The following is a 25,450-nucleotide window of genomic DNA, read 5'->3' on the forward strand; positions in this document are numbered from 1 at the left end:
AGCCACACGCTTGTGTGACTTTGCTACCGACGCAAATGTCGGTTACTAACAGGAACAGCAGGAATCGAACCTGCACATAGCGTTATGCCGTGGACGTCACACGGACTTGCTCAGGGCGCTACCCTTGCCAATTTCCAATCTGGCTCATGTTCCCACAGATAGCGTCCATAGATGTCGCACGCAACATCCGATAGCCACAGCTTTATGCCTCTTTTTACAGGACCGTCTCCCGAAGGGATTCTATCATAACCTTGTAACTTATAATCTGATAATACTATTTTAACATTTCAAAAAACGAATAATCCATATAAAAACTTTTGACTTCTTGGTCAAAACTCTAATTTTCGACCAACAAAACTCCGCTTCTATATTGTTCTGCGAACGATAATAAGGCATCGTTTAGTTCGATATAGAAACTAGCCTCGGATAAATACAGGTCGTTGTATATCTCAAAGTCATATCGCTTGCCAGCGTATAGATACTTCTCGTAAAGTATGCGTCTATGCGTTGGATTTAGCAGATTGTTAATGGCATACTCAATTGCTTCAAGTTCTGCTTCTGCATCTACTCGGTTGATTGCCAATCGCTCGACTGGTCTGCTAGGATTGCCATGTGCTTGTCTTGGTTCGAAAGTGTACACAGCAGTAACTTTCTGTCCATCCACATCGTTTGCGACCCTCCGCCAACGCGGGTACTCTTTCAATTTTCGTTTAGCATTCGCTTTGGTTTTTTCTGTGTTTATTTCAGGAAAAAAAGTCATCTGCACTTACCTTTTCTGTGATATAATAGTTTTAGGTTTTTACTCACAGTCAGTACAAGTGTGCTGGCTTTTTTTATTTTTCCCACGGCTGTCGCTGATGGCTATAATACGGGTACACCAGTCGAATTTTCCCTCTTGAAGCTAGCGCCCTATGCTCATAAGGCTTGACCTGCTCGTACAGCTCGTCTATTTTATCCAACATGCGTTGTCGCGGTGGTCGTCCGTCTAGCCATTTGTAGACAGATAGAGTCGTCACACTCATCTCGGTCGCAAATTGGTCTCTCGTCCATCCTGTCTTTTGTAGGATGTATTTGACTTTATCTGCAGTTGTCATTATCTAAACTACCCTCGCATATTCCTCTAACATATCTGACAAATCATCTTCTTCGATTACCAACTTCCACCATTTACCATTCGGATGCACTTCTATTTTCTTCCTTGGATGAGCCAGAGAAGTAGGGAGGACAATCACAAACGGGTCTTCTAATTCACTACCTCTTTCTCGTTCAAGAAATGCAATAATTAGATCGCTTTGTCCGTAGGCCCTGATACTCCAAATTGTGCTCTTTTGATCTAATCGACGCGATGCCGAGGAATATTTCACATCAATTTTCAATCCCTTGTACAGAAAATCATAGTCAGGATTATTGATTTTAATTTTTTCATTGGCATTGATAGCATCCGGAATCAAGTATTGAAACCGTCTCTCAGCTTGTCCTCCAAGCATGGTCGGCCTTGTCACATACCCAACCAAGCGCTCGTCGCCATTCTTTAGAGCATCGAGATATTGGTGATGGAAGCTGTATTTGCTTCGTAGCAGTGCCTTTTTATGTAGTTCGCGTCTCTTTTGAGCCGTCTTCTTTAACCCTAATTTTGAGGCCATAGAAGACACTGCCGATTCACTAAAGTTCAATTCTCTAGCAATTTCTTTAGCCGTCTTTTCAGGCCAATACTTCGTTAGATATAAAATATCTGGTTCAAACCACTTTTTCATTCAGCAACTCCAAAATTGTAATATATTTCATACTTGTTCAAAATATCATAAGCATTCGAGATAAACCGTAACAGTTCGATGTCTGCTTCAAAAAAATTGATTGCTAATAATTGGGAATTGAGGTGATTTTCCAAATGCTGTAACGCTAAGTCATTCAATTCCTTGTTCACCGCATCAATGTCTATCTCTTCCTTGACCTGAGGCTCACGAGGCGTTTCCCAATGGTAGTCATCTGATAGTTTACAACCATCTGTATACACTACTTTTTTCAATTTAGCGTCATAGATTTCTCTGTAGACATCTTGGGTCGTCTTTTCCTTGTCAATGACCAAGAAAAGAACCTCAATACCTGTATCCTCGAAACCGTTTCGAACAGCGTTCAATTCTGCCAATTGATTTCCGATCGTCTGACGCATCATCTTCTCTGTCCCGCGATAAGCAATACCAGGAAACATGATATAGAATCCGTAACGTTTGGTATACTTTAGAGACTTCAACAGGAAGATATCGTCTACTACCCCTGACTTCTTCCAAGGGAATTCATCACGGATTGCCTGTCTATCATCTTCTGGTAAATCCTTGAACTTGATAGAATAAGGCGGATTCATCGCAATGGCATCCACAAGGATATCTTGTTGGTATTGAAAGAAACTCATGTGGTGGACGATGGCATGTTCATAGTTTTCTTTCAAAGCATCGCAGGCCTCTTGTTGGATTTCCACAGCATGGAACTCTGATGGATTGATAAATTGTTCCAGTTGCCCAGAACCTGCCGCACCATCAAACACAGACACATCATCACCACAATATCGCTTTACTTTGTCGGCGAGATACTGCCGCAAAACAGGACTGGTAATATACTCGGCGAATTTGTTAGCACGCTTACGGTTATTGTGCTCAATAAATGTCATTCCAACTCCTCCAACGCTACCCTGTTAATCGGTAGCACGCCTAGTTTTTCGTTAATCATTAGTTACCTCTTTCTGCTTGACTTCCTTCTTTATTTTGTATATACTTAGTGTATACAAAAACAGGAGGACATATCATGAATACTGTTAAAACACGTAAAGTTGGTAATTCGCTTGCCATCACCATCCCAAAAGAATTGAACGTTGATGAAGGCAAGGAGTTCATTGTCTACAAGGGCATTGATGATGTCATCGTGCTTGCACCTAAAATCCCAAATCCATTTGATAGCATGGAACCGTTCGTCATGGATAACGACTTTGAAGGAGTGGTCTTGCTTGATAATGAAGGATAACTACATACCACAAAAACAAGACATCATCTGGATTGATTTTGACCCATCGCTTGGAAAAGAAATCCAGAAACGCAGACCAGCCCTTGTCGTTTCCAGTCACAAGTACAGCCAGATGACAGGATTTGTTGCCGTCTGCCCTATCACTCACGGGGCAAAAGCACTAGAAAGCCGTGGCTTATCTGTCCCTATCCATTCGGACAAGGTAGATGGGGCTGTCAATCCAATGCAGCTCTACACCTTTGATTTCAGGGCACGAAATGCCAGCAAAATTACCCAGCTAGACACTTGGACTTTTCAAAAAGTCGTCCAACTTTACAACTACATTTTCGACTAGAGCTAAACGGCTCTTTTTTCGGTATCATTTTCTGCCTCCTTCATCATTTTTATAGCATTTGACAAAGCCCTAATATACTCACCATACTTATCTAATACACTTCCGTTGAATAGTAGTTTTTTACTTTCTACTACCATCGCTTCAACGAATTGTCCTTTTAATTCCGTAAGTAACTCAATATCTTTTTCCATTACTCCACCTCTTTCGCAAACTGCCAAGCCCACTCAAAATCCTCTTTGATTTCGGATTCGGTTAATTGGTTTTCTGGTTCATTTTTCCATTTATAGTTGGGTACCTCATCCAAAAAGATATCAGTTCCAATAAATACCTTTCCGTTTTCTTTATACAAGAATGTGGCAATATCTGGGCGATTTGGGTCAGGTATCTCCACCGTATACAGCTGCTCCTGCTCAATCTCGCAACCGTCCAGCCAGGCACGAGCTATCATATCAACCTTCTCAGGAATCAAGTCGTCATTCTCATCATATGCCCAATCACCGACTTTCCCATCGTCATCCAGTCTATAAAGAACTTTTTCCAAATGCCAACCGGAGCGTTTACAACCCTCAATCCACTCAGCCACAAACTTCGGCACCACAACCTTCAGCGGTTCGTAGATTTGGGAGATGACGCTCAAGACAGATGCCTTGGAAATTGGGTCACCTACAAAACGCTCGTATTCTCCCATTTGCTCAATACATTTAATCGCTTCCTGTTTGTTCATTGTTTCCGTCCTTTCAAATCCTCCGACTTCACGTATGTGCCATTTACCATTTTTCCGTTGCGGTCTTTGATTTCTTCATATGCAATTTCAAGACATTCGACCAAATCCAAACGTAGCTGATAAGCTAATACAATCAGTGTGACCAAGGAATCGCCCAAGGCATCTTTTAACGCTTGCTCCGGATCTTCAAACTTAGTTGGTTTTAACAACGCATCTCGGATTTCTCCGACTTCTTCTGTTACTCGCATCCATTGGATTTTTGGGTCTGCCTCATGCAATTCTCTCTCAAAAGCCCAACGGACAACTTTGTCTTTTAATTCTTCAAAATTACTCATGTACTTCTTTTACCTCAATTTCAATCCTGTATTTATCTTTTAGTCCGCTCAAACCACCGTATTTGAATGTCATATACTTAATTACCTCGTGATTATCATCTGTCCAGATACCAGCGTCTGTCATACCGTCAACTAGGGCTTTCACAGTCGGATAAAAATTCGGCGGGTCCATCCGTCTTTCAGTCGGTGCGTAAATCGTTACCACAAGCCCGCAGGGACGTTTTTTTGTGTGGGTGGTATATTTACCCTCAGAGAGTTTTAAAAACGCTATACGGCGAAGATAGGCAGTGATTTTAGCCTTCTGCGTCCAATGGGGCCTGTCGTTAGCATTTAACATCTCTTTTTTACGCTTAGTGTTGGATAAAACAAATTCAAACTTCAACTACCCGCCTCCCATTCTTTTCGCTGGTTCGCTTGATATAGGTCGGCGACTTGTAAAAATGTATCGTCGACACCTTCACACCGAATTGTTCCGCTAGTTCTTTCGCTGTACCGATTGCCAGTAGCTTATCGCCTTTGTAGAGAGCGTACTCTTTTTCATGAGCTGCCATATTCTCAAAATTAGCGACCGCCTTTGTGTGAGTTTGGCTAAATACGGGCAGTCGCTATCGTCCAACTGTCAACTGATTGTTTACAATTGACACGCTTTCTAGTTCGCTTTTATCGTGGTTCACGGCACGTTTTTTACTACTTGTTTTTGTCTGATACTTATCTATTTTCCATGTTCAAGCCACCGCTTCTCTATAAGCACACCTTCTCTATTGCACTTTTTACAATGCCAAATTACTGGTTCATCTATAAAGTGCTCTATATAGCGCTCATCACAATCCATGCAATAGTATTCTATTCCTCTGATTCCCATAACTACCACCCACACAATTCATTGAGCTGTTCTTGAGTTACTGGCTCAATCCGTTGGTATCCGCTAACCTGATAATTTTGCTTATGTTCAAAACCAAGCTCTGACAGTCCTGCCTTGAATAAGTCTTTTTCTGCCGTGTTGGTAAAATAGACTTCCAAGGTCATTTTTTGTGTGTAGTGTTTTGGCTCATTTTCAGCCCCTCTGAGCGTTTTTTGGTCGGGGTGGTATAATTGACCTCCGCCCAAAATCTCGCCTGTCTCTGGGTCAATTTTGGGCGTTTCTGGCGATTTTTGAACCTGCTCTTGCTGTTTCGCTTGTTGCTCAGCCGAAAGTTGCTCCCTTTCGGCTTCAGCTTGTCGCAGTTTTTGCTTTTCTTGCTCAAAAAGATAGTCTGACATGATTTGTTGCATTACATCAGCCAAAGACATTGACTGCAACATACGGATATACGGCTGGTCTGTCATACCGTACTCAGCACATCGTCCAGAGATGGCAGCTTTTTCTTTTTCATGCTCTTGTTGTTTTTGGTATTCAAAGGTGACCATATCCTCAAGAGATTTCATTGTGACTTTTTTCAAGGTCACGCCATCAGCCATAAAGTCTGAGGCCTTAATGTATTCCAAGGCTTTTTCGTCAAAGAGTCTAGGGTCTAGCATGTACTCAGCCGCTTTGTTAGCTAGATAGCTCTTGACAGTATCAAGGCGGACAGCTTTTTGATTATCCTCAAACTCTTTGACATCAGTAGCAATCTTATCAATGACTTTGTCCATTGGTTCGCTGGTGTCCTTGATATACTTGTCAAACTCATCAGCGGACTGTGACAACTCACGCTTAATCTTGATGCGCTCATCAGAGATTTGTTTTTTGAGTTTGCGTAGGTCAGCTAAAACTTGCTTGTCATCCTTGATGGTTGCGGCCGTGACCGTGTAATTTTCATACTTGGCTACTACATCGGCTATACCTTGCTCAAACTTTTCACGGTCAATGATTTCAACCTGTGCCTGCGTTACTTTTGCTTGTAATTCTTGCATGTTGTCCTCCTAGTATTCCAAATCTTCCAATAGCTCACCTTGTGCTGGCTCATCATCAGGATCAATCACATCATCAGTTGGATAGCTTGTGTCAATATGTCTCTGAGCTTGTTCCTGTTTCATCTGCTCAATTTGAGCCATTTTGCGTGCCATGACATCCTCACGGCTTTCAACAGGTTCCGCCTGTTTGATACGGTCAAAAGTTTCACCACCATCATCTTCCGTGTACATATTTCCCAAATCCTCAGGGAATGCCTCACGTAGAGCATTTACTAAGGCTGTCTTCCTGATCATGGTTGCTGGCATAGCGTTCCAGGTGCTCTGTTTCTTGTCATATTCTTCACGACTGACAAAGATTTCTACAGGTACTTTGAAATTTTTCCGATAGACTCTAGCCCAACCACCTACCAAAGTATCTCCAGGTAACATGAGAGCTCCTTTGCGTTCGTGCATAACTCCATCAGTATCCACGGTGACAACACCTGCCTCAAATCCCTCATAGTTTGGATTTTGGGCAGCACGCTTGAGGAACGCCTCTTTCGAGACAATCAAGCTGAACTCTGTGCCTCCAGTTTTTTTCTTGTAAGCAACAATATAGACCTCGTTTGCTAAAGGGTTTAAGTTGCGTCCTTTGATAAGAGATAAGGCTTGCCCTACTTGTTTTTCAGTCAGCAAGTTTTGAGGGTCAAAATAGCGTTTGACATCTTGAAAAGTCCAAACACTGGTATCAATAGCAATGTCACGCTTTGCTTGTTGGGTTGATAATTGATTGTTACTCATTTCTTTCTCCTTTTCGTCTGTTTCAAATTCCATTTCTCACGCTTTAAGCGTTCGTTTTCTCGTTTCAAGGCAAGTATCAAGTCCTGTTGTTCGTTGATAATCTCGCCCAGCTCTCGGCCCAGGTGGAAATAATCACACCTCAGCTGTCGGATTGTATCTAGTAATTCCTCTGTCATTATGCATCCCCTACATAAATCCATTGACCGCCTCTGAACACCCATTCATCAGGATCATGCACCTGTCTCGGTTCCTCAGGTTGTAGATAGTCACGGTCATAGTCAAACCATGGGTAAGTACCGTCCATGTCGCACCTCCTAGACCACATACTTTCTACCTAGCTCTCTGACAAGGCGGATGTATCCTGCTTTATCAGCTAGACCTGTATCCAGTAGCTTTCCCTTCTCTCCTGCCGTGGCACGTTGCCAGACAAGATTTTCACGTAGTTCAAATCTTTTCATGATTTTCCTCCTGTGGATAACTTCTGTAAATCCCTATTATATTATTTATATATAACGATTAGTTTGTTTTTAAGTTAGTTAGAGGCTTTAGCCTTTTATTGTTTATTAGTGGGCGATAGCCCCTAGATTATTATTAAGTTAGTTATTATTTTTATTTAGTTATTATTAGTGTCGGGTTTTTCAACTTTTGAAAAATACAACTTTGTAAAATTCAACTTTTGAAAAATACAACTTTGTAAAACCCGTAAGTTGTAAACTCACTCTGACGATTCACCTGTGGATAACTCATCATCAACCTTTTCTTTCCAGTACTCCCAATAGCTATCTGTGATAGGGATGTCGGAAACTAAGGGGTAGTTCTGAATTCCTCTTCCTCTCCCTAGACTTTTTCTGTAGATACGTATATAGCCGCTGTCTTTTAGTTCTTCAAAGGCATTTCTATGAGCTTCTCGACCGTTCTTTGAGCGTTTGGAAAGTTGATCGATGTACGGTCGCCAAGTATCTTTGTTCGACATCAACACAAATAGTAACCCTTTAGCTTGTAAACTAAGTTCGCTGTTTTGAGCAGGGTGATTATTTATTTTAGAGTAGTTTTCGTGTGTATTTCTTGCAATATGCTGCATAAGCCATAACCGTTCCTCCTAAACTCCAACAATCACAAGTTGAAGCGTGTTATCAATCGCTGTCATGTTCGTCATATTCTTCGTCATATTCCAAAATCCTCCTCAACCGTTCATTTTCATCCCTTAATCGCTGATTTTCAATACGGTATTCGTTCCGTTGTTCAGCGATTTCACGGACCATATCATGCAATAATTGATTTTCCTGCTCTAGCGTGTAAAGCGGACGTGGGATAGCAGGTTTTTCTTGTTTGAAAAATTTATCCAACCATTTCTGCATATCTTTTCCACTCCTTATCCACTTGCTGAGCGTCTCTCTTTAGCCCGTTACGAGCTTTTTCAACGTCGCAGGTACTCTGATACCCCATGCCCGCTTTAAAGCCGTACAGGTAGTCTCTGCGCCGAATTTCTTCAAATTCTTCACACTTCCACTCTTTTTCTGCTTTCCGCTGTTCCGCAATTGCCACTGCCAAGATTGGCACGGCGAAAATTGATAATGTTAAAATTGCTTCTGTCATAATAATCTCCAATTTTCTTTCATCCACTCGATTATCGCGTCTCTTGGATAACGAAGATGAGTACCTTTGCCTTTATCTATTTTGGGAAAACCAGGTAGTCCGGTCACCCTTTTAAATTCATCATTGTTATAAATACCTAGTAGCTTTTTGCATTGTTCACCGTTTAAAACAAGTGGCAACGCTACCTCGATATTGAACACCTCAAACACTTCTACCAGCCTGATCTTTAACTGACTGATAAATCGTGATATGAGGCTTTCAGCAATGTCATCCATCTTGTCAAACCTCGCTTTCGTGTGTTATAATTTAAGTGATTTTTTTAGTAAGCTCCTGACTTCGTCAAGGGCTTTTTTATTGGCTTTTCGCTAATTCGTCCAGGCTAACATCCATTGAAAATAGCTTATGTCTGCAGCAATGGCTAACGATTTTTCTTCTCAACTTCAACCGTTGCTTGCTCAGAAACTTCATGAGGTAATTCAGAAACGGTTGCCTTAATAACCTTTCCAGCTAGCCTTGTAACAATTTCAAGGTTAGCTTTTTTCTTTTTTTCCATCCCCTTCTCCTTTCTGTTAGATAGCAGAGCTGGTAAGTTTGTTACCTATTTTTTTGGTATAATAAAAACAAAAACGTGAGGTAAAATCATGGCGCCGCAAATTGAAACGACTCCACTCTGGCAAACACTTGATTTCTGGAATTTTGTCATTGCTGTTCTAGCACTTCTAGCTGCCTTTTATAGCATCTGGTACACCAGACAACGAGATAAGACAAAACTTGAAATTGTGAATACTTGGTATGAAAAACCAGATGGGAATCCCTATTTTGTTGTGTTCAAGATTTTCAATAATTCTTCAACAGCTGTGAAGATAACCAACCTGACCTTGCTGCACCTCGATGGTAAAATTGTCGAAATTATCAAGGATTACAAGTACAAACCACCCTACAGAATTAACCTGCTTGGCTCAGATTATCGTTTTGACCCTTTTCACGAGTCCAAAGTGTTCGACCGAGAAGAAATCATCCCAGCAAATGCAGAAACTTCTTTCAAGTACTACCTCAATTCGTTTTCTACAGATATGAAAATCAAAGTCACCGCTGACCGTCCAATTTATAGATGGTCAAAAACGAAAACATTTTCAGTCCATTTTGTTAAGACGGATTAAAATTGTAATATTCATAATCATATGTGCAATTAGTAAAATAAATGTTGCTAGTTGCATTTTTGTTCTCCTTTCTAGTCCTCAAGAACTAGACGCTTAGTCTTGATGACAACTTCTTCAATACGAGCACGTTTCAAGCCCTCACTGATAAAATAATCAATAATAGCACTACGGCTCATTCCTGTACCAATTGACAAGCTGTCTACCTCGTCGTAGCTCTCACGACTAATGACCACTGTGGGACGGTTATTCCCTTTCTGCCCTGTACTTGGGCGACCGTATCTTTGTTTTGACATGTCCTCCTCCTTTCCATAAATAGCAGAGCTGTACCGCCCTACTCCTCTCTCAACTTCTCCGCCAGCACCAACCGCACATAAGCCGCCATCGACAGCCCCAGACGCTGGCACTCCACCCCCAACCGCTTCTTCATCTCAACCGACAAAGACACATGTATAGACGTCATGGTCACCCCTCCTTCCACCTGTTAGTTAAAGTTCTTGAAGAAGTCAAGAACTTTTTATACAAGTATTGTATAAAGTTTGACCAAAGACTGACCATTGGGGAAATAGCAGAGATGTTATCTCTATTTGAGATATTTTTCTTTAAAAGAATAATCTCATAACGAGATATTGTCAACTAAAGAATAAGTCAGTTTCTGACATTCCAAATTCTTTTGAGATGATAGCCATCTCATAATCTTGAAACGGGAACTGACCTTTTTCTTTCAACTCATACTGCCTACGATTTTTCAGACCAATCAAATCAGCCATATACAGAGTTGTTAGCTCACGCTTTTTCCGCTCTTCTCTTAATCTTTTTTTAGGAAGTAAAAATCGTGAACGTACTTTTTCTTTATTTGTCAATAACCATCACTCCTTTCTACGTAAATAGACCAATCAGCCACCAAATCAAGCCAACCAGCCCGACCAGTGCCAACAGATTAAGCAACAATCCACCCTTGATAGAGATAGTCGTCTTTGCCCTGCCATCCTGACTGACAAAGGTCTTTTCATAACTACCAAAGAGAATTTTTTTCCAACTCATAAGATACTCCTTGCGGGAAGTACAGCCAATGTGGTACACTATACCTATCCCTCTTACGAGGGAGGGGCTTTCGCCCCTACTTAATCAAGCTACCACTCGATTAAGTATTTTACTCGAAGTCTAAACCAGAAGAATTGAATGTCAAATTCGATTTCTCTGCGTTTAGGCTTTTTTTCGTGTCTTGCCATTGGCTGTACCTCCTGTATTATTAGGCTAATTCCTTAACCTTGACTATATTATATCTCATTATGTGATATTTGTCAATAACTTTTTATCACTTTTTGAGATTTTTTTGTTTATTTTTTTATCTCATTGCGTTATAATATAGTAAAAAGGAGCAAGAACAATGAAAAACATACTTGGTAGTTCCATTAGAGAATTAAGAAAATCCAAAAAAATGACGCAAGTTGAACTTGCTAAAAAAACTGGTTATAAACAAAATACGATTTCAAATCATGAAAACGGAAATAGGCAATTAGATGAGCAGGACATTTTAAAATATGCCAAAGCTCTTGAAGTTGAACCTCAAGTATTGTTCGACTTATCAAGAACCCCCACCACAGCCCCTAACAGCCTCATAGAGCAGATTTCGGACAAGGTGGTACAATTAACCGAACCCAACCAGAAAAACGTGCTACGCTATTCTAGCGAGCTCCTAGATAAACAAAATACAGTAACATACAGTAAGAATACAGTAAACGAACTGCAAGCCACCTACCACACCTACAACTACTACGACCAACCTGCTTCCGCTGGCACAGGTCAATATCTGAATGATGTGAAGGTCGAGACTATCGAATTACCTATTGAAGTGGATGCTGACTTCGTTGTCCCTATCTACGGAGACTCCATGGAACCAGAATACCACTCAGGCGACTATATATTCGTCAAACTGTCTGTAGACCTATCAGACGGCGACATCGGAGTGTTTGCCTATAACGGCGAAGCCTACATCAAACAACTCCGCATCACAGACCAAGGCGCCTACCTCCACAGCCTGAACCCAGACTATGACAACATCCCAATCACAGCAGACACCGACTTCCGAACTATTGGCGAAGTCGTGGAGGTGTATAGGGATAGGTAGGGAGGAGATTTTTATGAAAGAAAATCCATACTTTGAGAATGCCAAACAAAATTACATCAAAGTAGAAAAATTATACAAACTTGGCAAGGCAAAACACACCTCCACCAAATACCGCTTCCTAGCCCCTGCTGTCAAAAGACAATCAGAGCAGTATCTTTACGAGGCAGAAAATCCCAAAAGGAAATATTGGAAGTTTAATCGTGGTTCACTAGTCTTTGTTGAATTTGGAGTAAACGTTGGTGGAGAGTTATCAAACAATCATTGGGCTATAGTACTTGATAAAACAGATTCACCGTACAAAAAGACATTGACAGTCATCCCAATCACTTCCAAAGAAAATGACAACACTGTTCCATTACAAGAAATAATTGGTCAACAATCATTTAAGTACATAGACAAAGAATTTGCTAAACTAGAACAGAAGATAACTGAGAAAAACACTTCAAGTGAAGAGTTCCAAATCACTATTTCAAATCTAAAAGAAGTCATCGACTACTATGGTAAATACCTCAAGCAATCATTCGCAAAATGCGACAGCCTACAAACCATTAGCAAAGATAGGATACTCAAAAAGAACCCCTTAGACCCTGTAGGAAAGATAAAAGTATCACCAGAAACTCTTGACGCCATCAACGCAAAAGTTAAAGAATTGTATTTCTAACCAAAATACTTTACAAAAATCAAAAAAAAGTATAAAATATGACTGTATTAGAGGTAAAGCCTCATAAAGTTTACATTCGGGATTTAGTCCCATACCGTACGGCAGTCATGTTTTTCATGGCTGCTTTTTTGCTATTTTACAAAAAACAAAAAAATCCCCACACTCTCTGAACGATTGGTGAAGTGGTGGAGGTGTATAGGGATAGGTAGGGAGGAAGAAAACCAGTGACACCAAAGTGTCAGATCATTTTCGTGAGGTCACGAAAATGGTTCCTTTTAATTACCCGTTCTTTATGGAAAAATACGACTTAAAAACCACAGTCAATGAGACTATGGTAATTGAGGAGTTTAATAACTTAGTTAATTAATAATACGTGCAAATGCTGATCCACGTTAAAAGCTGCGATAGGAGATTCTCATGGAAAAGAAAAGTGAGAAAAAAGCGTTAGGCATTATTGCCATTGTTTTAGGTGTTATTGCATTACTTGGTTCTTGGGTTCCGATTATCAATAACATTTCATTCTTCTTTGGGCTACTTGCTCTGTTGTTTGGTGCTATTGGATTTTTTGTAAACCGCAAAAATTCAAAAACTCTAACAATCGTTGGTACAGCACTAGCTGTAGTTTCGATGGCAATTGTACTAATCACTCAATCAATGTACAGTAAAGCTATTGACGAAGCAAGCAAAGCTGTCGAAACAGCTGTAAGCGAAGTTGAAACATCTATGTCATCTTCTCAAGCAGCGGTTGATGAAAACTTCAAATGGACAAAAGCCGACTTTGATGCACTTGTAGTTGGCGAAACCCTGTCTGGTGTTGGTGGTACAAACTTGGACGAAATCATCGCTAAATTTGGTGAGCCACAAACTTCATCAGAATCATCTTCCGAAAACTATACAACAAAATACGTTGACTACAATACAATGGGTGGAACAGAATACAAGAGTGTCTCACTTCAATTCGTACAACAAGAAGATGGTTCTTGGTTGCTATCTTACAAACATTCAAGCGGGATTGAATAATCTATAAGAATAAAAAAGCCCTACGCTCAAATTTTGGTCGAGGAGAGCGTAGGGCGAATTTAAGTATAGTAAAAACCTGCTTAGTAGTAGGTCTCTTTACTATACCCATTTTATCAAAATAGAAAGGGGAAATCAATGGCATATTTTAGAAAAAGAGATAACGGATGGGAATACCGTATCTCCTACAAAGCCCCTGACGGCTCATATAAGCAAAAATCTAAGTCTGGGTTTAGGACTAAGTCTGAAGCTGTTCAGGCTGCATCCCAAGCTGAAATAGAGCTGTCCAACGGCATTGTGGAAGATAAGGATATTACCCTTGCGGAATACTTTGAAAAATGGATGGAGGTCCATAAGAAGCCACACGTCGACCCAGAAACCTATCGGAAATATGAATTCAACCTAAAAATCATCAAAGAGTATTACCAAAATACCAAACTATCCAAAATCACGGCGACCATGCACCAGGAAGTCCTCAATAAACTAGCAGATAGATATGTCAGATACACGGTCAAACTGTTTAATTCCCATATTAGATCAGCAATCAAAATCGCCTTGCATCAAGGGACATTAAAAAAAGATTTCACTCAATTAGCTAAAATTTTTTCCAACGTCGAATCCAAAGAGGAAAGTGAAAAATACTTAGAGCTCGACGAATACAGTGACCTCTTACTAGACTGTAGGCGGTCCGTTAAATACCAAAGTCACTTTTTTATATACACAATAGGAAAAACCGGTCTACGATTTTCGGAAGCTCTAGGGCTGACAACATTAACGATTGATAGGGAGAATATGCTACTGCAAGTCCTTCGAACTTACAAAGTATACGGCGGAAAACTGGGTTGGAATACGACCAAAAATCCTCAATCTGTACGAGATGTTCCGATTGACAAAGAATGGCTAGCAGCTTACGATGAATACATGGATACAGGGTATATAGATAATCCTGAAAAGCGATTATTTACCAAGGTGTCAAGTACTGCTGCTAATAAAGTCTTAAAAAAGAAAACAAAACCAACTTTCACAATCCACGGATTAAGGCATACCTACGTTAGTTTTTTGATACACAGTGATTTGGATGTTATGACAATATCGAAATTAGTTGGTCACAAAGATACGACAGAAACATTAAAAACATACGCCCACCTTTTTGAAGAAAAACAAACCCAGAACTTTGATAAAGTTAGAAATCTTTTTGAAAAATTTGGGGCGAATTTGGGGCAGACATAACAAAAACCCTTGTCTATCAAGGGTTTTAAGCATATTTTTATCCACCCTGAGGGAATCGAACCCCCATCTCAAGAACCGGAATCTTACGTGATATCCATTACACTAAGGGTGGAAAGGAAAAACTTGCACAAGGCAAGTTTTTATATGAATTACAATTCAATGTCACCGAAAAGGTCAGCCATTGAGAAACCAGATTGAGTTTCTGGCAATTCGTAATCACGTTTTTCTTCACGTTTTTGACGACGTGGACGTGGAGCACGTTTTTCAGCTTTTTCTTCGCCTTCAGCAGCTGCTGGACGCTCTTCCAAAGCTTTGATAGAAAGTGATACACGCTCATCAGCAGCATTCACTTCAAGAACTTTAACAGTTACTTCTTGACCTACTGACAAAGCATCTTTTGGATTTTCAACACGTTTGTGTGAAATTTGTGAAATGTGTACCAAACCATCGATACCTGGCAATACTTCAACAAACGCACCGAAGTCAGTCAAGCGTTTTACTTTACCTTCGATCACATCGCCAGCTGCCAATTTTTGCTCAACGCCATCCCATGGGCCAGGCTGTGTAGCTTTCAATGACAATGATACGCGACCTTCAACTTCGTCGATTGCAAGAACTTTAACTTCAACTTCTTCACCAACTGTTACAGCTGATTTAGGAGATACGTTACGCTCGTGTGACAATTCAGTCAAGTGTACCAAACCATCTACACCACCAAGGTCGATGAATGCACCGAAGCTTGTGATACGTGCAACTTTACCAGTCACAACTTCACCAACTGCCAATTTACCGAATACTTCAGCACGTGCAGCTGCAGCTTCTGCTTCAACAACGTCACGACGTGACAAGATGAAACGGTTCTCAGCAGGATCAACTTCTTTGATTTTAGCATCAAATTCTTGACCTACAAAACGCTCAGTGTTACGAGTGAAACGGCTGTCGATCATTGAAGCTGGGATGAAACCACGAAGACCTTCAAATTCAACTGCAAGACCACCTTTAACGGCACGAGTTACTTTAACTGTAACAACTTCTTCTTCACGACCAACAAGCTTGTCCCATGCTTTACGTGCTTCCAAACGTTTTTTAGATACAAGATAAGTAACAGTGTCTGTATCTTTACCAACAACTTGGCGAAGTACTAACAATTCAAGTGTTTCACCAACTTTTACAAGGTCGTTGATATCAGCATCACGGTCGTTAGTCAACTCACGAAGAGTCAATACGCCTTCAACACCAGTACCTGAGATAGCTACGTTTGCTTGACCAGCATCAACTGTCAATACTTCTGCAGTTACCACATCACCAGGTGTAACTTCGCTTACACTGTTCAACAAATCTTCAAATTCGTTCATTATAAAAAAACCTCCGACAATCAGGTCTTTCGACCCAACATAAAATATATTTTATTTAAGGCACACGCAAGGACAACAACAATTAGACATCTTTGACGAACTAGACTATATCTAGTACCTTTACTGGGGTAGCTGGATTCGAACCAACGCATGAGGGAGTCAAAGTCCCTTGCCTTACCGCTTGGCGATACCCCAAAAAATAGATACAATTCATTTATTTACTAATCACAAGAAATTGAACTCGATATTAATTTCTTAGGAAAATAGATAGCCTTCCTTGAGTGTTAACACTCAGCGTCAGACTCCTAATTTTCTACAAAAACTTCTGGTAAACCAGAACATCTCTCGTATCTTAGTTGAACACGGACTAAAATCCTAGTGAAAAAGATAAACTTCCTTGTGTGTTTAGCACACTGCGTCAGTTTCCTATTTTCATACGGATTTCTTAACGTCCTTTGTATCCTGTTCAATGGAGAGAGAGGGATTCGAACCCCCGAACCCGAAGGAGCGGATTTACAGTCCGCCGCGTTTAGCCTCTTCGCTATCTCTCCGTGCACTAACAGTCACTATTCTAACATAAAATAGCGACTATTACAAGCCTTTTAGTGACTTAAATTATAATTTTCAATAATATTTCCAACTGCTTTTTCTAATTTTTTGTAAAAGCTTTCGGTATTTCCGTTTTTAATAACTGCAAAGTTATTTTCAGCCAATTCTGCAATTTCTCCAATTACTTTTTTACCTATAACAAGGCGGTAGCCGGGGAACTCTTCTCTATTGACAAGAACTTTGCTATCTTCAATCTGAATTTCAATTTTTTTATCTTTTTTACTCATTTTCAAACCTCACTTTTACTATTCTACAAAAAAAGAGAAGAGCTTGCAAGTGCAAGCCTTCTGAAATTAATCTACTTCGACAATCCAGCCTTCAGGAGCTTCAATATCACCAAACTGGATACCTGTTAATTCTTCATACAATTTACGAGTGACAGGTCCTACTTCTGTTTCACTATGGAAAACATGGAGTTTGTCTGCAATCTGGATACCTCCAATTGGTGAGATGACTGCAGCTGTTCCGCAGGCTCCTGCTTCGACAAACTGGTCTAATTCTTCGACAAGGACTTCACGCTCCACAGCCTTCATACCCAGACGATGCTCTGCCAAGTACAAGAGAGAATACTTGGTAATAGAGGGCAAGATTGATGGTGAAATCGGTGTGACAAACTCATTATTGGCTGTAATCCCAAAAAAGTTTGCTGAGCCGACTTCTTCAATCTTGGTGTGGGTAGCTGGGTCCAAGTAAATAACATCTGAGAAGCCCTGCTTTTTGGCATATTGACCCGGTAAGAGCGATGCTGCGTAGTTACCGCCGACCTTGGCTGCCCCAGTTCCGTTAGGTGCCGCACGGTCGTACTTGTCTTGGATGAGGAAGTTGGTCGGAGCTAAGCCGCCCTTAAAGTAGTTGCCGACCGGCATAGCAAAAACGGTGAAAATGTACTCTTCTGCTGGTTTTACGCCGATGATGTCGCCGACGCCGATGAGGAGCGGGCGGAGATAGAGCGTACCACCAGTTCCATAGGGAGGAACGTAGTCCGCGTTGGCTTTAACCACTTCTTTGCAGGCCTTGATGAAGAGTTCCGTCGGAACAGGCTCCATGAGCAAGCGGTCAGCTGTTCGCTGCAGACGCTCGGCGTTCTGGTCAGGACGGAAGAGCTGGTGTTTTCCGTCCTTGGTGCGATAGGCCTTGAGACCTTCAAAGGCCTGCTGTCCGTAATGGAGAGCTGGTGAGCTTTCTGAAATGTGAAGTTCTGCATCTTCAGTCAACTGCCCCTCTGACCACTGACCGTTCTTGAAATGAGCGATGAAGCGATAAGGTAGTTTCATGTAAGAAAAACCAAGGTTTTCCCAGTCAATGTTTGTCATATAGTTTCTCCAAATTCATTTTTTATTATTTTACTACTTTTGAAAGTGATTTTCAATTAAAAATTCAGAAAATTTTGTGAATATAAGAAAAAGCCTGGTAAACCAGACTCTTACTCTTTAAAAACAAATTCTAGTTGAATTTCAGGTGAGATAGCACTAAATAAATTTTGATAGTAGTTTTTGGCTGACTCTTTTATGTCTTCCTGATAATCTGCTAAAAACTTTTCTTGCTCTACCGACTGAAATTCATCTGTGATGAGTTGGGCAGTATCGATTTCTTCTGTCGCAAAACTCAGTATCTCACCACTCTTATCATATAAGGTATAAGGTTCTTCTGCATCTAATTCCAATCCAATGACTTCAAAGGCTGGAAGGGTAATTTTGTACCGATTTTCAGAAAGATGTTCAATGGATACAGGACTTTTGATGCCAAATTTTGCCTTGTACTTAATGATTAAGAGGGCTGATTTTTCTGAGAAGGGCATTTCTTGACCAAATAAGACCGTGTAGTTTTTAGCGGTCACAATTTTCTGAACAGCTGTATTTAGAAATACTAGTTCATTGACCTGCTCGACAGATTCAATAGCTGTATGAACACTCACTTCCTGCTGACTGCTCCTTTCGCCAGAGAGATAGCCGTATCCCCATACACCACACAATAACAGAAGGAAGGACAGAACAAGCCATAGATAGACTTTTATACTGAAAAATAATTTGATAATTTTCATAATATTTACCTCCTCTACAGTATAGCAAAAAGACTGCCTTACAGGCCTCGATTAGTACCAACCAGTCAGCTGGTGAAGCCAGTCCTCAAAGGTAGGAAAGACTTTCATGGCAAGGACTATCAGTACTAAGATAGTGAACAAAATAAGGAATTTCTTTTTCATTCTAAATACCTAATCAATCCAGGCTCTGAAGACTTCCTCATCAGAAATGGTGTCTGAAATAAAGCTACCGTTGCTGGTGCGTTCGGATAGGCTAAGCTGGGTCACATCAACCTCATAGAGTTTGCCTGTTTTGGACTGCACGTGAAGGATTTGACTTGTCGTTTCATCTTCATTTGCTGTGCTAAAGAGGTCAAAATCCCCCTGGTCCGTCAAGACTGGACCCGCCGCAAAGACACGGTGAGGCTTAGCCTTGAGTTCACGAAGCACCTGCAAACCACGCTTGGCACGGCTGGTCACAGGGATTTCCTCCGTCGCCATCCGCTTCAAACTACCACGCTGGGTTAGGAGATAGACGGAGCTGGTGTTGCTGATAAAGGCCGCAGCCACCACATCCTCGTCCTTGAGGTTGACCGCCTTGACACCAGCCGCCTTGGCACCGATGATTGGCACTTCTTCGATGTTAAATCGCAGAGCGTAGCCCTTTTCTGTCATGAGCATGATGTCATCCAAGACTACAGGCGATATGGTAATAACCACATCCTCTGCATCTTTAAGTTTGGCATACTTGGTTGACTTAGACTTGTAAGTCCGCCAAGGAGTAAACTCCTTCCGCTCCACACGCTTGATTTGACCGTATTTGGTCACCGCGAAATAAGTCCCCTCTTCAAAATTCTCTACCAATTCAGCGAAGATAATCTCTTCATTGGTGTCAAAGTTCATAAGGGTTTGGCTCAGGTGTTCACCAATGTCCTTCCAACGAATATCTGTCAACTCATGAACAGGTCGGTAGATGACATTTCCAAGATTGGTAAAGAGCAAGAGGTGCTGAGTTGTCTTGGCATTCTGCAAGAAAATCAGCTGGTCATCGTCCCGCTTGCCGATTTCTTCAAGGGTTGAGGCATTGAATGAACGCGGACTGGTCCGTTTGATGTAACCTGCTTTGGTCACGCTGACAAAGGTTTCTTCTTCTACAATTAGACTTGCGGTGTCAATTTCAATCGTTTCTGCCTGATCTTGTAACTCACTCAAACGAGGATTGCCAAATTGCTTCTTGACCTCACGCAGTTCTTTCTTCATGAGATTGAACATGGTCCGCTCATCGCCAATAATGGCTGCCAAGGTCTGAATCTGCTCGCGTAGAGCTGCTTCTTCGTTTTCCAAGGTCACAATGTCGGTATTAGTCAAGCGGTAAAGTTGCAAGGTCACGATAGCCTCAGCCTGTTCCTCACTAAAATCATAGCTGATTTTCAAGTTTTCCTTGGCGTCAGCCTTGTTTTCAGAAGCACGGATAAGGGCAATGACCTCGTCCAAGATGGAAATGACACGGATCAAACCTTCTACGATGTGGAGGCGTTTTTCTGCTTTTTCCTTGTCGAACTTAGACCGGGCAATGATAATTTCACGGCGGTGGGCGATATAGCTAGATAAAATCTTCTGCAAGCCGACCTGACGCGGTGTGAAGTTATCAATCGCCACCATATTAAAGTTGTAATTGATTTGCAGGTCGGTGTATTTGTAAAGGTAGTTGAGAATGGTTTGCTCATCGCTGTCTTTTTTCAGCTCAATGGCAATCCGCAGACCTGTCCGGTCTGACTCATCACGCACCTCGGCAATGCCAGGCACCTTGTTGTTGACACGGACATCATCAATCTTCTTGACCAAAACAGCCTTGTTGACCTCGTAAGGAATCTCAGTAATGACAATCTGTTTCTTACCTGCCTTGAGTTGTTCAATTTCACAACGGCTACGAACAACGACACGGCCCTTACCAGTTTCATAGGCTTTCTTGATTTCGTCAGCCCCTTGGATAATGGCACCTGTTGGGAAGTCTGGTCCAGGCAAGAACTCCATTAGCTTTTCTAATTTAGCTGTCGGATGATCAATCATGTAGACAACGGCATCGATGACCTCCGCTAGATTATGCGGCGGGATGTCAGTCGCGTACCCTGCTGAAATTCCTGTCGCTCCATTGACCAAGAGATTGGGGAAGGCAGCTGGTAGCACCGTGGGTTCTTTTTCCGTATCGTCAAAGTTCCAAGCAAATGGTACCGTCTTTTTCTCGATGTCAGCCAGCAGATAGCCAGCCATTTCCGACAGGCGAGCCTCGGTGTAACGCATGGCCGCAGGCGGATCGCCGTCCATGGAACCGTTGTTTCCGTGCATCTCCACCAAAATCTCGCGGTTTTTCCAGTCCTGACTCATGCGGATCATAGCATCATAAATAGAGAAATCACCGTGCGGGTGGAAATTCCCCATGATATTCCCGACTGACTTGGCGGACTTGCGGTAGCCCTTGTCAAACGTATTGCCGTCCTTATTCATGGAATAAAGAATCCGACGTTGCACAGGCTTTAGACCGTCACGAATGTCCGGCAATGCCCGCTCCTGAATAATGTATTTGGAGTAGCGACCAAAACGCTCTCCCATGATGTCCTCAAGGGACATGTTTTGAATGTTAGACATAAATTAAGATACAAAGGGACGATTCGGTCCCGTGTTCAGTTAGACAAGCTAGCTGAACCTTCCTTTCTTTGTTTCTTGGTGGGAAGTTAAATTTTCTTTCTTTTTTACTTTTTTGATAATCACCTTAAGTAGTGGGAACGGAAGAGACCTTATATAGCAATTTCTGTTGCTATATCCTTAACTAAACATTAGTTCTTTACCTAAGTTCTCTGATAAAAGAAAGCAATCATATCCCCTACTCTATCATAAAGATTATCATCAACATATGCTAATTTCTCAATTTCTAATTCCTCATCATCAATCAAATTTTCTTGATAAGCTTGAGCATATTCACCACACGATTTTAGATAATCCATTATTAAAACTAACTCTTGCTTCTGTTGAGAAGAAAGGACTTTTCCTTTATAGAGAGTCTCCTTTATGAATCGACAGTAGTTTGAGTGCTCTTCACACCAATTGACATTGCCATTTGCTTGAGCTTCCCAGCGAAGTTTTTCTAATTGTCGAAGTAATTCACCTTGTAAAGTAGAAGAAATCCCGTATTTAGGCACATCTGCTCGCCAAATTGAACGTAGAACCTCTGTATACTGAGAAGCATAAGGAACTTTCTTAAGTTGCTCGATAGTTAGCTTTTTTCTTAAAAACTTTATCATAGCTACTCTTCCGCCTTCCACTGGCTTGCTTGCCAGCTTCTAAAGTCATCGACATCTGTTTTGATTAATTTCAAACAAGCATTAAGGACAAAGGCATCGTCAAGTAGACCTGCTCCAAGGATGAAATCTGGTAAGGCATCAATAGGACTGAAAAATAAATCAAAGCACCTATAGTTGCGAGGATTGTCCCTTTGGGTAACTTGTTGTAATCTCTACGGATATAGCTTCGCACCATGGAAATCAAGCCTGGAATAGCCGCAAACTTATCTCCACCAAAAGGCATACGAGACAGTTTCCGTTCCGTGCTATGTAAAAAATGTTCTAATTTTCCTTGCTCAGATAGCAAGTTTTCTGCATGTTGCCGAGTTTTGGAAGATTGCCAAATCTTCAATGCTTGGTCAAATTTCTCTTCCAACTCCTGTTTGTTTTTAAATGGCTTGCGCTTTCGAACCCATTCAGACAACCGTTTTTGAAAACGGTCAGTTAATTTTACTCTTAGTGGCATAAAACACCTCACATAGTTTGCTTCTGCTAGAGTTACAAATCCTCTGTGCGATAGAGATTGTATCCTTCATAGTAATAAGAATGGTCGATGCCTTTGAAATAAGTAGCCTGACCAAGATCTTCCGTTAGGGCTTGCAATAACAGATATTTAAGCTCTCCTGTTGACACATGGCTTCTAACCATAGCATTGAAATATTCATCTTTATCAATGCTATTCCAGTCAACAACCTTACCCAAACTATCCCGTAGCATACAATCCAACCAGATACGCATACTACGACCATTTCCTTCACGAAAAGGAGGTGCAATATTCATATCTGCGTACTTGTCAACAATCTCATCAAAGGTTTCATGAGGTAGCTTATCAATATAGGCCAAAGACTGCTCAAGAAAGATTCGTGGAGCGAATTGAAAATTATCCTTGGCAATGTTGACATCACGAATCTTACCTGCAAAGTCGTAAATATCCTCAAATAAAGCCTGATGAATTTGTGCCAAACCTGCAAAAGTCCCAACTTCAAGCTGGAACAATTGTCCTGTTTCAAACAAGAGAGCTGCTTTTTTCTTGCTGATTTGTTCTTCAAGACGAGCCAATTCTGCCGAATTTTCAATCCCCAATTTATTTTCTAATACCATACTTCACCTCAATTTCCCTGAGATTATTTGGTAAAAGCTGTCGCTTCCTCCAAGGTAAACTTCACATTGTCCTCAATCCACTTGCGGCGTGGCTCGACCTTGTCGCCCATGAGGACGGATACGCGGCGTTCAGCACGGGCTAGGTCTTCAATGGTGACACGAATAAGAGTACGGGTTTCAGGGTTCATGGTTGTTTCCCAGAGCTGATCGGCATTCATCTCACCGAGCCCCTTGTAGCGTTGGAGGATAAAGCCCTTGCCAAAATCCTTGCGGAGATCTTCTAATTCCCCGTCAGACCAAGCATAAGCAATCTTTTCTGTCTTACCCTTGCCTTTGGACATCTTATAAAGTGGCGGAAGGGCGATGTAAACCCGACCAGCTTCCACCAATGGTCGCATATAGCGATAGAAGAAAGTCAGCAAGAGGGTCTGAATGTGGGCACCGTCCGTATCCGCATCGGTCATGATAATAATCTTGTCATAGTTGACATCTTCGATAGTGAAATCCGATCCAACACCTGCACCAATGGTGTAAATCATGGTATTGATTTCTTCATTTTTGAGGATATCTGCCATTTTTGCCTTAGCAGTGTTGATCACCTTGCCTCGCAAAGGTAGAATGGCTTGGAACTTGCGGTCACGACCTTGTTTGGCAGAGCCTCCGGCCGAATCTCCCTCGACCAGATAGAGTTCATTTTTGGCTGGATTTTTGGACTGGGCTGGGGTTAATTTCCCTGATAAAAGGCCCTTGTCCTTCTTGTTTTTCTTACCGTTTCGGGATTCGTCACGGGCCTTACGCGCAGCCTCGCGGGCGTCACGCGCCTTAATGGCTTTACGAACTAGATTTGAAGCTAATTCCCCATTTTCCAAAAGGAAGAAAGTCAGCTTGTCCGACACAATGCCGTCCACCACAGGACGAGCAAGTGGGCTTCCCAACTTGTCCTTGGTCTGCCCTTCAAACTGCAAATGCTCTTCTGGTACAAGGATAGAAAGGACCGCAGACAAACCTTCACGGTAGTCAGAGCCTTCCAAGTTCTTGTCCTTTTCCTTGAGCAAGTTGGTCTTACGAGCATAGTCGTTCATGGCCTTTGTGATGGCTAGTTTGAGACCTGTTTCGTGGGTACCGCCGTCCTTGGTCCGAACGTTGTTGACAAAAGACAGGATATTGTCTGAATAGCCGTCGTTGTACTGCATGGCCACTTGGACCTGGAATCCTGCATCTTCTCCTTCAAAATAGAGGACTGGCGTCAGGGTTTCTTTGTCTTCGTTAAGGTAGGATACAAAGTCCTGAACGCCATTTTCGTAGTGGTACTCCTCCTGCTCGCCTGTCCGCTCATCTGTCAGGGTCATGGTGACTTGCTTGAGCAAGAAGGCTGATTCTTTCAGGCGTTCGGCAATGGTGTTGAACTTGAAGTCCGTCGTTGAGAAGATGGTATCGTCAGGCATAAAGGTAACTTTTGTACCTGTTTTTGATTTTGGAGCGGTACCAATCTTCTCTAGGGTCGTGACTGGCTTTCCGCCCTGCTCAAACCGTTGCTTGTAAACAGCTCCGTCACGGGTAATCTCAACTTCCAACCAGCTGGACAGGGCATTGACCACCGAAGAACCAACCCCGTGGAGACCACCTGAAGTCTTGTAGCCACCTTGACCGAACTTACCTCCTGCGTGGAGAACGGTGAAGATAACTTCGACTGTTGGTTTGCCTGTTGCATGCATACCAACGGGCATCCCGCGTCCACGGTCGGAAACGGACAGACTACCGTCCTTGTTAATAGTCACGTCAATCCGGTCACCGAAACCAGACAGGGCTTCATCGACAGCGTTATCGACAATCTCCCAGACCATATGGTGCAAGCCATTTCCGTCTGTGGATCCGATGTACATACCTGGTCGTTTGCGAACGGCATCTAGGCCTTCCAATACCTGAATGGCATCATCATTGTAATTATTTATATCAATCTCTTTCTTAGCCAAAATTGACCTCCATACTTATCATCCTTTCTATATTACAAGTTTTTTAGCATTTTTGCAAAATATTTCTGCTACCTATCGGCTGAGACAGCTCACAAAATAAGGTTAGGGCACCTCTAAAAACTCCCTAAATTTCCCAAAAATGAGATAATAGAATAAAGAGTAATGAGGAGATCTGTCATGT

General features: G+C 41.7%; 40 protein-coding genes and 4 tRNA genes. 7 read left to right on the forward strand and 37 right to left on the reverse strand.

Going from position 1 to position 25,450, the window contains the following annotated elements; all coding sequences use genetic code 11:
- Window positions 1–49: 49 nt before the first annotated feature.
- The 5 genes from F9856_RS08755 to F9856_RS08775 form a co-directional block, all read right to left on the reverse strand.
- Window positions 50–154, reverse strand: a tRNA-OTHER gene (locus tag F9856_RS08755).
- A 183-nt stretch (window positions 155–337) separates the two neighbouring features.
- Window positions 338–760 (reverse strand): ArpU family phage packaging/lysis transcriptional regulator, encoded by a 423-nt coding sequence (locus F9856_RS08760; RefSeq protein ID WP_202106382.1) that lies wholly within the window; start codon window positions 758–760, stop codon window positions 338–340.
- Window positions 761–833: 73 nt separating this feature from the next.
- On the reverse strand, window positions 834–1,094 hold the full coding sequence (locus tag F9856_RS08765) for a helix-turn-helix domain-containing protein (protein WP_202106383.1): 261 nt from the start codon (window positions 1,092–1,094) through the stop codon (window positions 834–836).
- A gap of 3 nt (window positions 1,095–1,097) precedes the next feature.
- Entirely contained in the window at window positions 1,098–1,754 is a 657-nt protein-coding gene (locus F9856_RS08770; RefSeq protein ID WP_172038079.1) for a hypothetical protein, read from the reverse strand.
- A complete protein-coding gene (locus tag F9856_RS08775; protein WP_172042846.1) occupies window positions 1,751–2,665 on the reverse strand; it encodes an N-6 DNA methylase in 915 nt (304 codons plus the stop codon). The genes F9856_RS08770 and F9856_RS08775 overlap by 4 nt, the downstream gene beginning before the upstream one ends.
- Before the next feature lie 134 nt (window positions 2,666–2,799).
- Between F9856_RS08775 and mazE the strand changes: the two genes are divergently transcribed.
- Window positions 2,800–3,015 carry a type II toxin-antitoxin system PemI/MazE family antitoxin gene (mazE, locus tag F9856_RS08780; RefSeq protein WP_024379772.1) on the forward strand — a complete coding sequence of 72 codons (216 nt, stop codon included), beginning with the start codon at window positions 2,800–2,802 and terminating at the stop codon, window positions 3,013–3,015.
- Window positions 3,005–3,349 (forward strand): type II toxin-antitoxin system PemK/MazF family toxin, encoded by a 345-nt coding sequence (locus F9856_RS08785; protein WP_029694196.1) that lies wholly within the window; start codon window positions 3,005–3,007, stop codon window positions 3,347–3,349. The genes mazE and F9856_RS08785 overlap by 11 nt, the downstream gene beginning before the upstream one ends.
- Before the next feature lie 2 nt (window positions 3,350–3,351).
- Here F9856_RS08785 and F9856_RS08790 read toward each other — a convergent pair whose 3' ends face one another.
- The 15 genes from F9856_RS08790 to F9856_RS12310 all read right to left on the reverse strand — a co-directional run bounded on the left by F9856_RS08790 (window position 3,352) and on the right by F9856_RS12310 (window position 9,230).
- Window positions 3,352–3,540 carry a hypothetical protein gene (locus tag F9856_RS08790; RefSeq protein WP_105128977.1) on the reverse strand — a complete coding sequence of 63 codons (189 nt, stop codon included), beginning with the start codon at window positions 3,538–3,540 and terminating at the stop codon, window positions 3,352–3,354.
- The gene (locus tag F9856_RS08795; RefSeq protein ID WP_172042847.1) at window positions 3,540–4,073 is read right to left on the reverse strand and encodes a DUF1642 domain-containing protein; all 534 of its coding nucleotides are present in this window, start codon (window positions 4,071–4,073) and stop codon (window positions 3,540–3,542) included. The genes F9856_RS08790 and F9856_RS08795 overlap by 1 nt, the downstream gene beginning before the upstream one ends.
- Window positions 4,070–4,408, reverse strand: coding sequence for a MazG-like family protein (locus F9856_RS08800; protein ID WP_172042848.1), 339 nt, complete (start codon window positions 4,406–4,408; stop codon window positions 4,070–4,072). Before F9856_RS08800 ends, F9856_RS08795 begins: the two co-directional genes overlap by 4 nt.
- Window positions 4,401–4,790, reverse strand: a complete 390-nt coding sequence (locus F9856_RS08805) for a hypothetical protein (protein WP_202106384.1) — start codon at window positions 4,788–4,790, stop codon at window positions 4,401–4,403. Before F9856_RS08805 ends, F9856_RS08800 begins: the two co-directional genes overlap by 8 nt.
- Entirely contained in the window at window positions 4,780–4,959 is a 180-nt protein-coding gene (locus F9856_RS08810) for a hypothetical protein (protein ID WP_172042849.1), read from the reverse strand. Before F9856_RS08810 ends, F9856_RS08805 begins: the two co-directional genes overlap by 11 nt.
- Window positions 4,960–5,272: 313 nt before the next feature.
- Window positions 5,273–6,301, reverse strand: a complete 1,029-nt coding sequence (locus F9856_RS08815; protein WP_202106385.1) for a DUF1351 domain-containing protein — start codon at window positions 6,299–6,301, stop codon at window positions 5,273–5,275.
- A gap of 9 nt (window positions 6,302–6,310) precedes the next feature.
- The gene (gene bet, locus F9856_RS08820) at window positions 6,311–7,081 is read right to left on the reverse strand and encodes a phage recombination protein Bet (protein WP_202106386.1); all 771 of its coding nucleotides are present in this window, start codon (window positions 7,079–7,081) and stop codon (window positions 6,311–6,313) included.
- The gene (locus tag F9856_RS08825; protein WP_202106387.1) at window positions 7,078–7,257 is read right to left on the reverse strand and encodes a hypothetical protein; all 180 of its coding nucleotides are present in this window, start codon (window positions 7,255–7,257) and stop codon (window positions 7,078–7,080) included. The genes bet and F9856_RS08825 overlap by 4 nt, the downstream gene beginning before the upstream one ends.
- Window positions 7,257–7,385, reverse strand: coding sequence for a hypothetical protein (locus tag F9856_RS12305; protein WP_014636676.1), 129 nt, complete (start codon window positions 7,383–7,385; stop codon window positions 7,257–7,259). The genes F9856_RS08825 and F9856_RS12305 overlap by 1 nt, the downstream gene beginning before the upstream one ends.
- 10 nt (window positions 7,386–7,395) lie before the next feature.
- Window positions 7,396–7,539 carry a hypothetical protein gene (locus F9856_RS08830; RefSeq protein WP_194283837.1) on the reverse strand — a complete coding sequence of 48 codons (144 nt, stop codon included), beginning with the start codon at window positions 7,537–7,539 and terminating at the stop codon, window positions 7,396–7,398.
- Between the two features lie 257 nt (window positions 7,540–7,796).
- Window positions 7,797–8,162 (reverse strand): hypothetical protein, encoded by a 366-nt coding sequence (locus F9856_RS08835; RefSeq protein WP_004194647.1) that lies wholly within the window; start codon window positions 8,160–8,162, stop codon window positions 7,797–7,799.
- 52 nt (window positions 8,163–8,214) lie between these two features.
- Window positions 8,215–8,439: a hypothetical protein gene (locus F9856_RS08840; RefSeq protein WP_202106388.1), complete on the reverse strand. Its 225-nt coding sequence runs from the start codon at window positions 8,437–8,439 to the stop codon at window positions 8,215–8,217.
- Window positions 8,420–8,677, reverse strand: coding sequence for a hypothetical protein (locus tag F9856_RS08845; protein ID WP_202106389.1), 258 nt, complete (start codon window positions 8,675–8,677; stop codon window positions 8,420–8,422). The genes F9856_RS08840 and F9856_RS08845 overlap by 20 nt, the downstream gene beginning before the upstream one ends.
- Window positions 8,674–8,952: a hypothetical protein gene (locus F9856_RS08850; protein WP_024398927.1), complete on the reverse strand. Its 279-nt coding sequence runs from the start codon at window positions 8,950–8,952 to the stop codon at window positions 8,674–8,676. The genes F9856_RS08845 and F9856_RS08850 overlap by 4 nt, the downstream gene beginning before the upstream one ends.
- A gap of 143 nt (window positions 8,953–9,095) precedes the next feature.
- A complete protein-coding gene (locus tag F9856_RS12310) occupies window positions 9,096–9,230 on the reverse strand; it encodes a hypothetical protein (protein WP_268933454.1) in 135 nt (44 codons plus the stop codon).
- 88 nt (window positions 9,231–9,318) lie between these two features.
- Here F9856_RS12310 and F9856_RS08855 point away from each other — a divergent pair, with 88 nt between their 5' ends.
- Complete coding sequence (locus tag F9856_RS08855) at window positions 9,319–9,837, forward strand: hypothetical protein (RefSeq protein WP_105128987.1); 519 nt, start codon at window positions 9,319–9,321, stop codon at window positions 9,835–9,837.
- Between the two features lie 71 nt (window positions 9,838–9,908).
- Here the strand turns inward: F9856_RS08855 and F9856_RS08860 are convergent, their stop codons facing one another.
- From F9856_RS08860 to F9856_RS08870, 4 genes are all read right to left on the reverse strand, one after another.
- Window positions 9,909–10,130: a hypothetical protein gene (locus F9856_RS08860; RefSeq protein ID WP_024378014.1), complete on the reverse strand. Its 222-nt coding sequence runs from the start codon at window positions 10,128–10,130 to the stop codon at window positions 9,909–9,911.
- Between the two features lie 38 nt (window positions 10,131–10,168).
- Window positions 10,169–10,297 (reverse strand): hypothetical protein, encoded by a 129-nt coding sequence (locus F9856_RS12315; RefSeq protein ID WP_004195146.1) that lies wholly within the window; start codon window positions 10,295–10,297, stop codon window positions 10,169–10,171.
- 169 nt (window positions 10,298–10,466) lie between these two features.
- Window positions 10,467–10,697, reverse strand: a complete 231-nt coding sequence (locus F9856_RS08865) for a transcriptional regulator (RefSeq protein WP_024390598.1) — start codon at window positions 10,695–10,697, stop codon at window positions 10,467–10,469.
- A gap of 16 nt (window positions 10,698–10,713) precedes the next feature.
- The gene (locus F9856_RS08870) at window positions 10,714–10,878 is read right to left on the reverse strand and encodes a hypothetical protein (protein WP_014636685.1); all 165 of its coding nucleotides are present in this window, start codon (window positions 10,876–10,878) and stop codon (window positions 10,714–10,716) included.
- 346 nt (window positions 10,879–11,224) lie between these two features.
- Between F9856_RS08870 and F9856_RS08875 the strand changes: the two genes are divergently transcribed.
- The 4 genes from F9856_RS08875 (at window position 11,225) to F9856_RS08890 (ending at window position 14,873) form a co-directional block, all read left to right on the forward strand.
- Entirely contained in the window at window positions 11,225–11,965 is a 741-nt protein-coding gene (locus F9856_RS08875) for a S24 family peptidase (protein WP_202106390.1), read from the forward strand.
- Window positions 11,966–11,978: 13 nt separating this feature from the next.
- Window positions 11,979–12,626, forward strand: coding sequence for a type II toxin-antitoxin system PemK/MazF family toxin (locus F9856_RS08880; protein ID WP_024377142.1), 648 nt, complete (start codon window positions 11,979–11,981; stop codon window positions 12,624–12,626).
- A gap of 417 nt (window positions 12,627–13,043) precedes the next feature.
- Window positions 13,044–13,646 carry a CD20-like domain-containing protein gene (locus F9856_RS08885; RefSeq protein ID WP_171943031.1) on the forward strand — a complete coding sequence of 201 codons (603 nt, stop codon included), beginning with the start codon at window positions 13,044–13,046 and terminating at the stop codon, window positions 13,644–13,646.
- 135 nt (window positions 13,647–13,781) lie between these two features.
- Window positions 13,782–14,873: a site-specific integrase gene (locus F9856_RS08890; protein ID WP_202106391.1), complete on the forward strand. Its 1,092-nt coding sequence runs from the start codon at window positions 13,782–13,784 to the stop codon at window positions 14,871–14,873.
- A 40-nt stretch (window positions 14,874–14,913) separates the two neighbouring features.
- Here the strand turns inward: F9856_RS08890 and F9856_RS08895 are convergent.
- The 13 genes from F9856_RS08895 to parE form a co-directional block, all read right to left on the reverse strand.
- Window positions 14,914–14,985: transfer RNA gene (locus F9856_RS08895), tRNA-Arg, on the reverse strand.
- A 37-nt stretch (window positions 14,986–15,022) separates the two neighbouring features.
- Window positions 15,023–16,228 carry a 30S ribosomal protein S1 gene (gene rpsA, locus F9856_RS08900; protein WP_024377837.1) on the reverse strand — a complete coding sequence of 402 codons (1,206 nt, stop codon included), beginning with the start codon at window positions 16,226–16,228 and terminating at the stop codon, window positions 15,023–15,025.
- Between the two features lie 123 nt (window positions 16,229–16,351).
- Window positions 16,352–16,423: transfer RNA gene (locus F9856_RS08905), tRNA-Gln, on the reverse strand.
- A gap of 275 nt (window positions 16,424–16,698) precedes the next feature.
- A tRNA-Tyr gene (locus F9856_RS08910) sits at window positions 16,699–16,779 on the reverse strand.
- 51 nt (window positions 16,780–16,830) lie between these two features.
- Window positions 16,831–17,064, reverse strand: a complete 234-nt coding sequence (locus tag F9856_RS08915; protein ID WP_012775068.1) for a DUF2969 domain-containing protein — start codon at window positions 17,062–17,064, stop codon at window positions 16,831–16,833.
- Between the two features lie 66 nt (window positions 17,065–17,130).
- The gene (locus F9856_RS08920) at window positions 17,131–18,150 is read right to left on the reverse strand and encodes a branched-chain amino acid aminotransferase (protein ID WP_202106392.1); all 1,020 of its coding nucleotides are present in this window, start codon (window positions 18,148–18,150) and stop codon (window positions 17,131–17,133) included.
- A gap of 110 nt (window positions 18,151–18,260) precedes the next feature.
- Window positions 18,261–18,878 carry a DUF4230 domain-containing protein gene (locus F9856_RS08925; protein WP_202106393.1) on the reverse strand — a complete coding sequence of 206 codons (618 nt, stop codon included), beginning with the start codon at window positions 18,876–18,878 and terminating at the stop codon, window positions 18,261–18,263.
- 171 nt (window positions 18,879–19,049) lie between these two features.
- Complete coding sequence (gene parC / locus F9856_RS08930) at window positions 19,050–21,503, reverse strand: DNA topoisomerase IV subunit A (RefSeq protein WP_202106394.1); 2,454 nt, start codon at window positions 21,501–21,503, stop codon at window positions 19,050–19,052.
- Between the two features lie 200 nt (window positions 21,504–21,703).
- Window positions 21,704–22,156, reverse strand: a complete 453-nt coding sequence (locus tag F9856_RS08935) for a hypothetical protein (RefSeq protein ID WP_002935488.1) — start codon at window positions 22,154–22,156, stop codon at window positions 21,704–21,706.
- A 2-nt stretch (window positions 22,157–22,158) separates the two neighbouring features.
- A complete protein-coding gene (locus F9856_RS12205) occupies window positions 22,159–22,278 on the reverse strand; it encodes a hypothetical protein (RefSeq protein WP_328708151.1) in 120 nt (39 codons plus the stop codon).
- Window positions 22,227–22,661 (reverse strand): DUF1232 domain-containing protein, encoded by a 435-nt coding sequence (locus F9856_RS08940; RefSeq protein WP_236659587.1) that lies wholly within the window; start codon window positions 22,659–22,661, stop codon window positions 22,227–22,229. The genes F9856_RS12205 and F9856_RS08940 overlap by 52 nt, the downstream gene beginning before the upstream one ends.
- A gap of 32 nt (window positions 22,662–22,693) precedes the next feature.
- Window positions 22,694–23,296, reverse strand: coding sequence for a protein adenylyltransferase Fic (gene fic / locus F9856_RS08945; RefSeq protein WP_202106395.1), 603 nt, complete (start codon window positions 23,294–23,296; stop codon window positions 22,694–22,696).
- Between the two features lie 23 nt (window positions 23,297–23,319).
- Window positions 23,320–25,269 carry a DNA topoisomerase IV subunit B gene (gene parE, locus F9856_RS08950; RefSeq protein WP_024376060.1) on the reverse strand — a complete coding sequence of 650 codons (1,950 nt, stop codon included), beginning with the start codon at window positions 25,267–25,269 and terminating at the stop codon, window positions 23,320–23,322.
- Window positions 25,270–25,450 lie beyond the last annotated feature (181 nt).

The organism is Streptococcus suis, from assembly GCF_016743335.1.
GTDB lineage: Bacteria > Bacillota > Bacilli > Lactobacillales > Streptococcaceae > Streptococcus > Streptococcus suis_Y.

Excerpts from the sequence above, each read along its gene's own strand:
- F9856_RS08760 (WP_202106382.1), bottom strand. The coding sequence starts at position 760 with ATGACTTTTTTTCCTGAAATAAACACAGAAAAAACCAAAGCGAATGCT.
- F9856_RS08765 (WP_202106383.1), bottom strand. The coding sequence starts at position 1,094 with ATGACAACTGCAGATAAAGTCAAATACATCCTACAAAAGACAGGATGG.
- F9856_RS08770 (WP_172038079.1), bottom strand. The coding sequence starts at position 1,754 with ATGAAAAAGTGGTTTGAACCAGATATTTTATATCTAACGAAGTATTGG.
- F9856_RS08775 (WP_172042846.1), bottom strand. The coding sequence starts at position 2,665 with ATGACATTTATTGAGCACAATAACCGTAAGCGTGCTAACAAATTCGCC.
- mazE (WP_024379772.1), top strand. The coding sequence starts at position 2,800 with ATGAATACTGTTAAAACACGTAAAGTTGGTAATTCGCTTGCCATCACC.
- F9856_RS08785 (WP_029694196.1), top strand. The coding sequence starts at position 3,005 with ATGAAGGATAACTACATACCACAAAAACAAGACATCATCTGGATTGAT.
- F9856_RS08790 (WP_105128977.1), bottom strand. The coding sequence starts at position 3,540 with ATGGAAAAAGATATTGAGTTACTTACGGAATTAAAAGGACAATTCGTT.
- F9856_RS08795 (WP_172042847.1), bottom strand. The coding sequence starts at position 4,073 with ATGAACAAACAGGAAGCGATTAAATGTATTGAGCAAATGGGAGAATAC.
- F9856_RS08800 (WP_172042848.1), bottom strand. The coding sequence starts at position 4,408 with ATGAGTAATTTTGAAGAATTAAAAGACAAAGTTGTCCGTTGGGCTTTT.
- F9856_RS08810 (WP_172042849.1), bottom strand. The coding sequence starts at position 4,959 with ATGGCAGCTCATGAAAAAGAGTACGCTCTCTACAAAGGCGATAAGCTA.
- F9856_RS08815 (WP_202106385.1), bottom strand. The coding sequence starts at position 6,301 with ATGCAAGAATTACAAGCAAAAGTAACGCAGGCACAGGTTGAAATCATT.
- bet (WP_202106386.1), bottom strand. The coding sequence starts at position 7,081 with ATGAGTAACAATCAATTATCAACCCAACAAGCAAAGCGTGACATTGCT.
- F9856_RS08825 (WP_202106387.1), bottom strand. The coding sequence starts at position 7,257 with ATGACAGAGGAATTACTAGATACAATCCGACAGCTGAGGTGTGATTAT.
- F9856_RS12305 (WP_014636676.1), bottom strand. The coding sequence starts at position 7,385 with ATGGACGGTACTTACCCATGGTTTGACTATGACCGTGACTATCTACAA.
- F9856_RS08830 (WP_194283837.1), bottom strand. The coding sequence starts at position 7,539 with ATGAAAAGATTTGAACTACGTGAAAATCTTGTCTGGCAACGTGCCACG.
- F9856_RS08835 (WP_004194647.1), bottom strand. The coding sequence starts at position 8,162 with ATGCAGCATATTGCAAGAAATACACACGAAAACTACTCTAAAATAAAT.
- F9856_RS08840 (WP_202106388.1), bottom strand. The coding sequence starts at position 8,439 with ATGCAGAAATGGTTGGATAAATTTTTCAAACAAGAAAAACCTGCTATC.
- F9856_RS08845 (WP_202106389.1), bottom strand. The coding sequence starts at position 8,677 with ATGACAGAAGCAATTTTAACATTATCAATTTTCGCCGTGCCAATCTTG.
- F9856_RS08850 (WP_024398927.1), bottom strand. The coding sequence starts at position 8,952 with ATGGATGACATTGCTGAAAGCCTCATATCACGATTTATCAGTCAGTTA.
- F9856_RS12310 (WP_268933454.1), bottom strand. The coding sequence starts at position 9,230 with ATGGAAAAAAAGAAAAAAGCTAACCTTGAAATTGTTACAAGGCTAGCT.
- F9856_RS08855 (WP_105128987.1), top strand. The coding sequence starts at position 9,319 with ATGGCGCCGCAAATTGAAACGACTCCACTCTGGCAAACACTTGATTTC.
- F9856_RS08860 (WP_024378014.1), bottom strand. The coding sequence starts at position 10,130 with ATGTCAAAACAAAGATACGGTCGCCCAAGTACAGGGCAGAAAGGGAAT.
- F9856_RS12315 (WP_004195146.1), bottom strand. The coding sequence starts at position 10,297 with ATGACGTCTATACATGTGTCTTTGTCGGTTGAGATGAAGAAGCGGTTG.
- F9856_RS08870 (WP_014636685.1), bottom strand. The coding sequence starts at position 10,878 with ATGAGTTGGAAAAAAATTCTCTTTGGTAGTTATGAAAAGACCTTTGTC.
- F9856_RS08875 (WP_202106390.1), top strand. The coding sequence starts at position 11,225 with ATGAAAAACATACTTGGTAGTTCCATTAGAGAATTAAGAAAATCCAAA.
- F9856_RS08880 (WP_024377142.1), top strand. The coding sequence starts at position 11,979 with ATGAAAGAAAATCCATACTTTGAGAATGCCAAACAAAATTACATCAAA.
- F9856_RS08885 (WP_171943031.1), top strand. The coding sequence starts at position 13,044 with ATGGAAAAGAAAAGTGAGAAAAAAGCGTTAGGCATTATTGCCATTGTT.
- F9856_RS08890 (WP_202106391.1), top strand. The coding sequence starts at position 13,782 with ATGGCATATTTTAGAAAAAGAGATAACGGATGGGAATACCGTATCTCC.
- rpsA (WP_024377837.1), bottom strand. The coding sequence starts at position 16,228 with ATGAACGAATTTGAAGATTTGTTGAACAGTGTAAGCGAAGTTACACCT.
- F9856_RS08915 (WP_012775068.1), bottom strand. The coding sequence starts at position 17,064 with ATGAGTAAAAAAGATAAAAAAATTGAAATTCAGATTGAAGATAGCAAA.
- F9856_RS08920 (WP_202106392.1), bottom strand. The coding sequence starts at position 18,150 with ATGACAAACATTGACTGGGAAAACCTTGGTTTTTCTTACATGAAACTA.
- F9856_RS08925 (WP_202106393.1), bottom strand. The coding sequence starts at position 18,878 with ATGAAAATTATCAAATTATTTTTCAGTATAAAAGTCTATCTATGGCTT.
- parC (WP_202106394.1), bottom strand. The coding sequence starts at position 21,503 with ATGTCTAACATTCAAAACATGTCCCTTGAGGACATCATGGGAGAGCGT.
- F9856_RS08935 (WP_002935488.1), bottom strand. The coding sequence starts at position 22,156 with ATGATAAAGTTTTTAAGAAAAAAGCTAACTATCGAGCAACTTAAGAAA.
- F9856_RS08940 (WP_236659587.1), bottom strand. The coding sequence starts at position 22,661 with ATGCCACTAAGAGTAAAATTAACTGACCGTTTTCAAAAACGGTTGTCT.
- fic (WP_202106395.1), bottom strand. The coding sequence starts at position 23,296 with ATGGTATTAGAAAATAAATTGGGGATTGAAAATTCGGCAGAATTGGCT.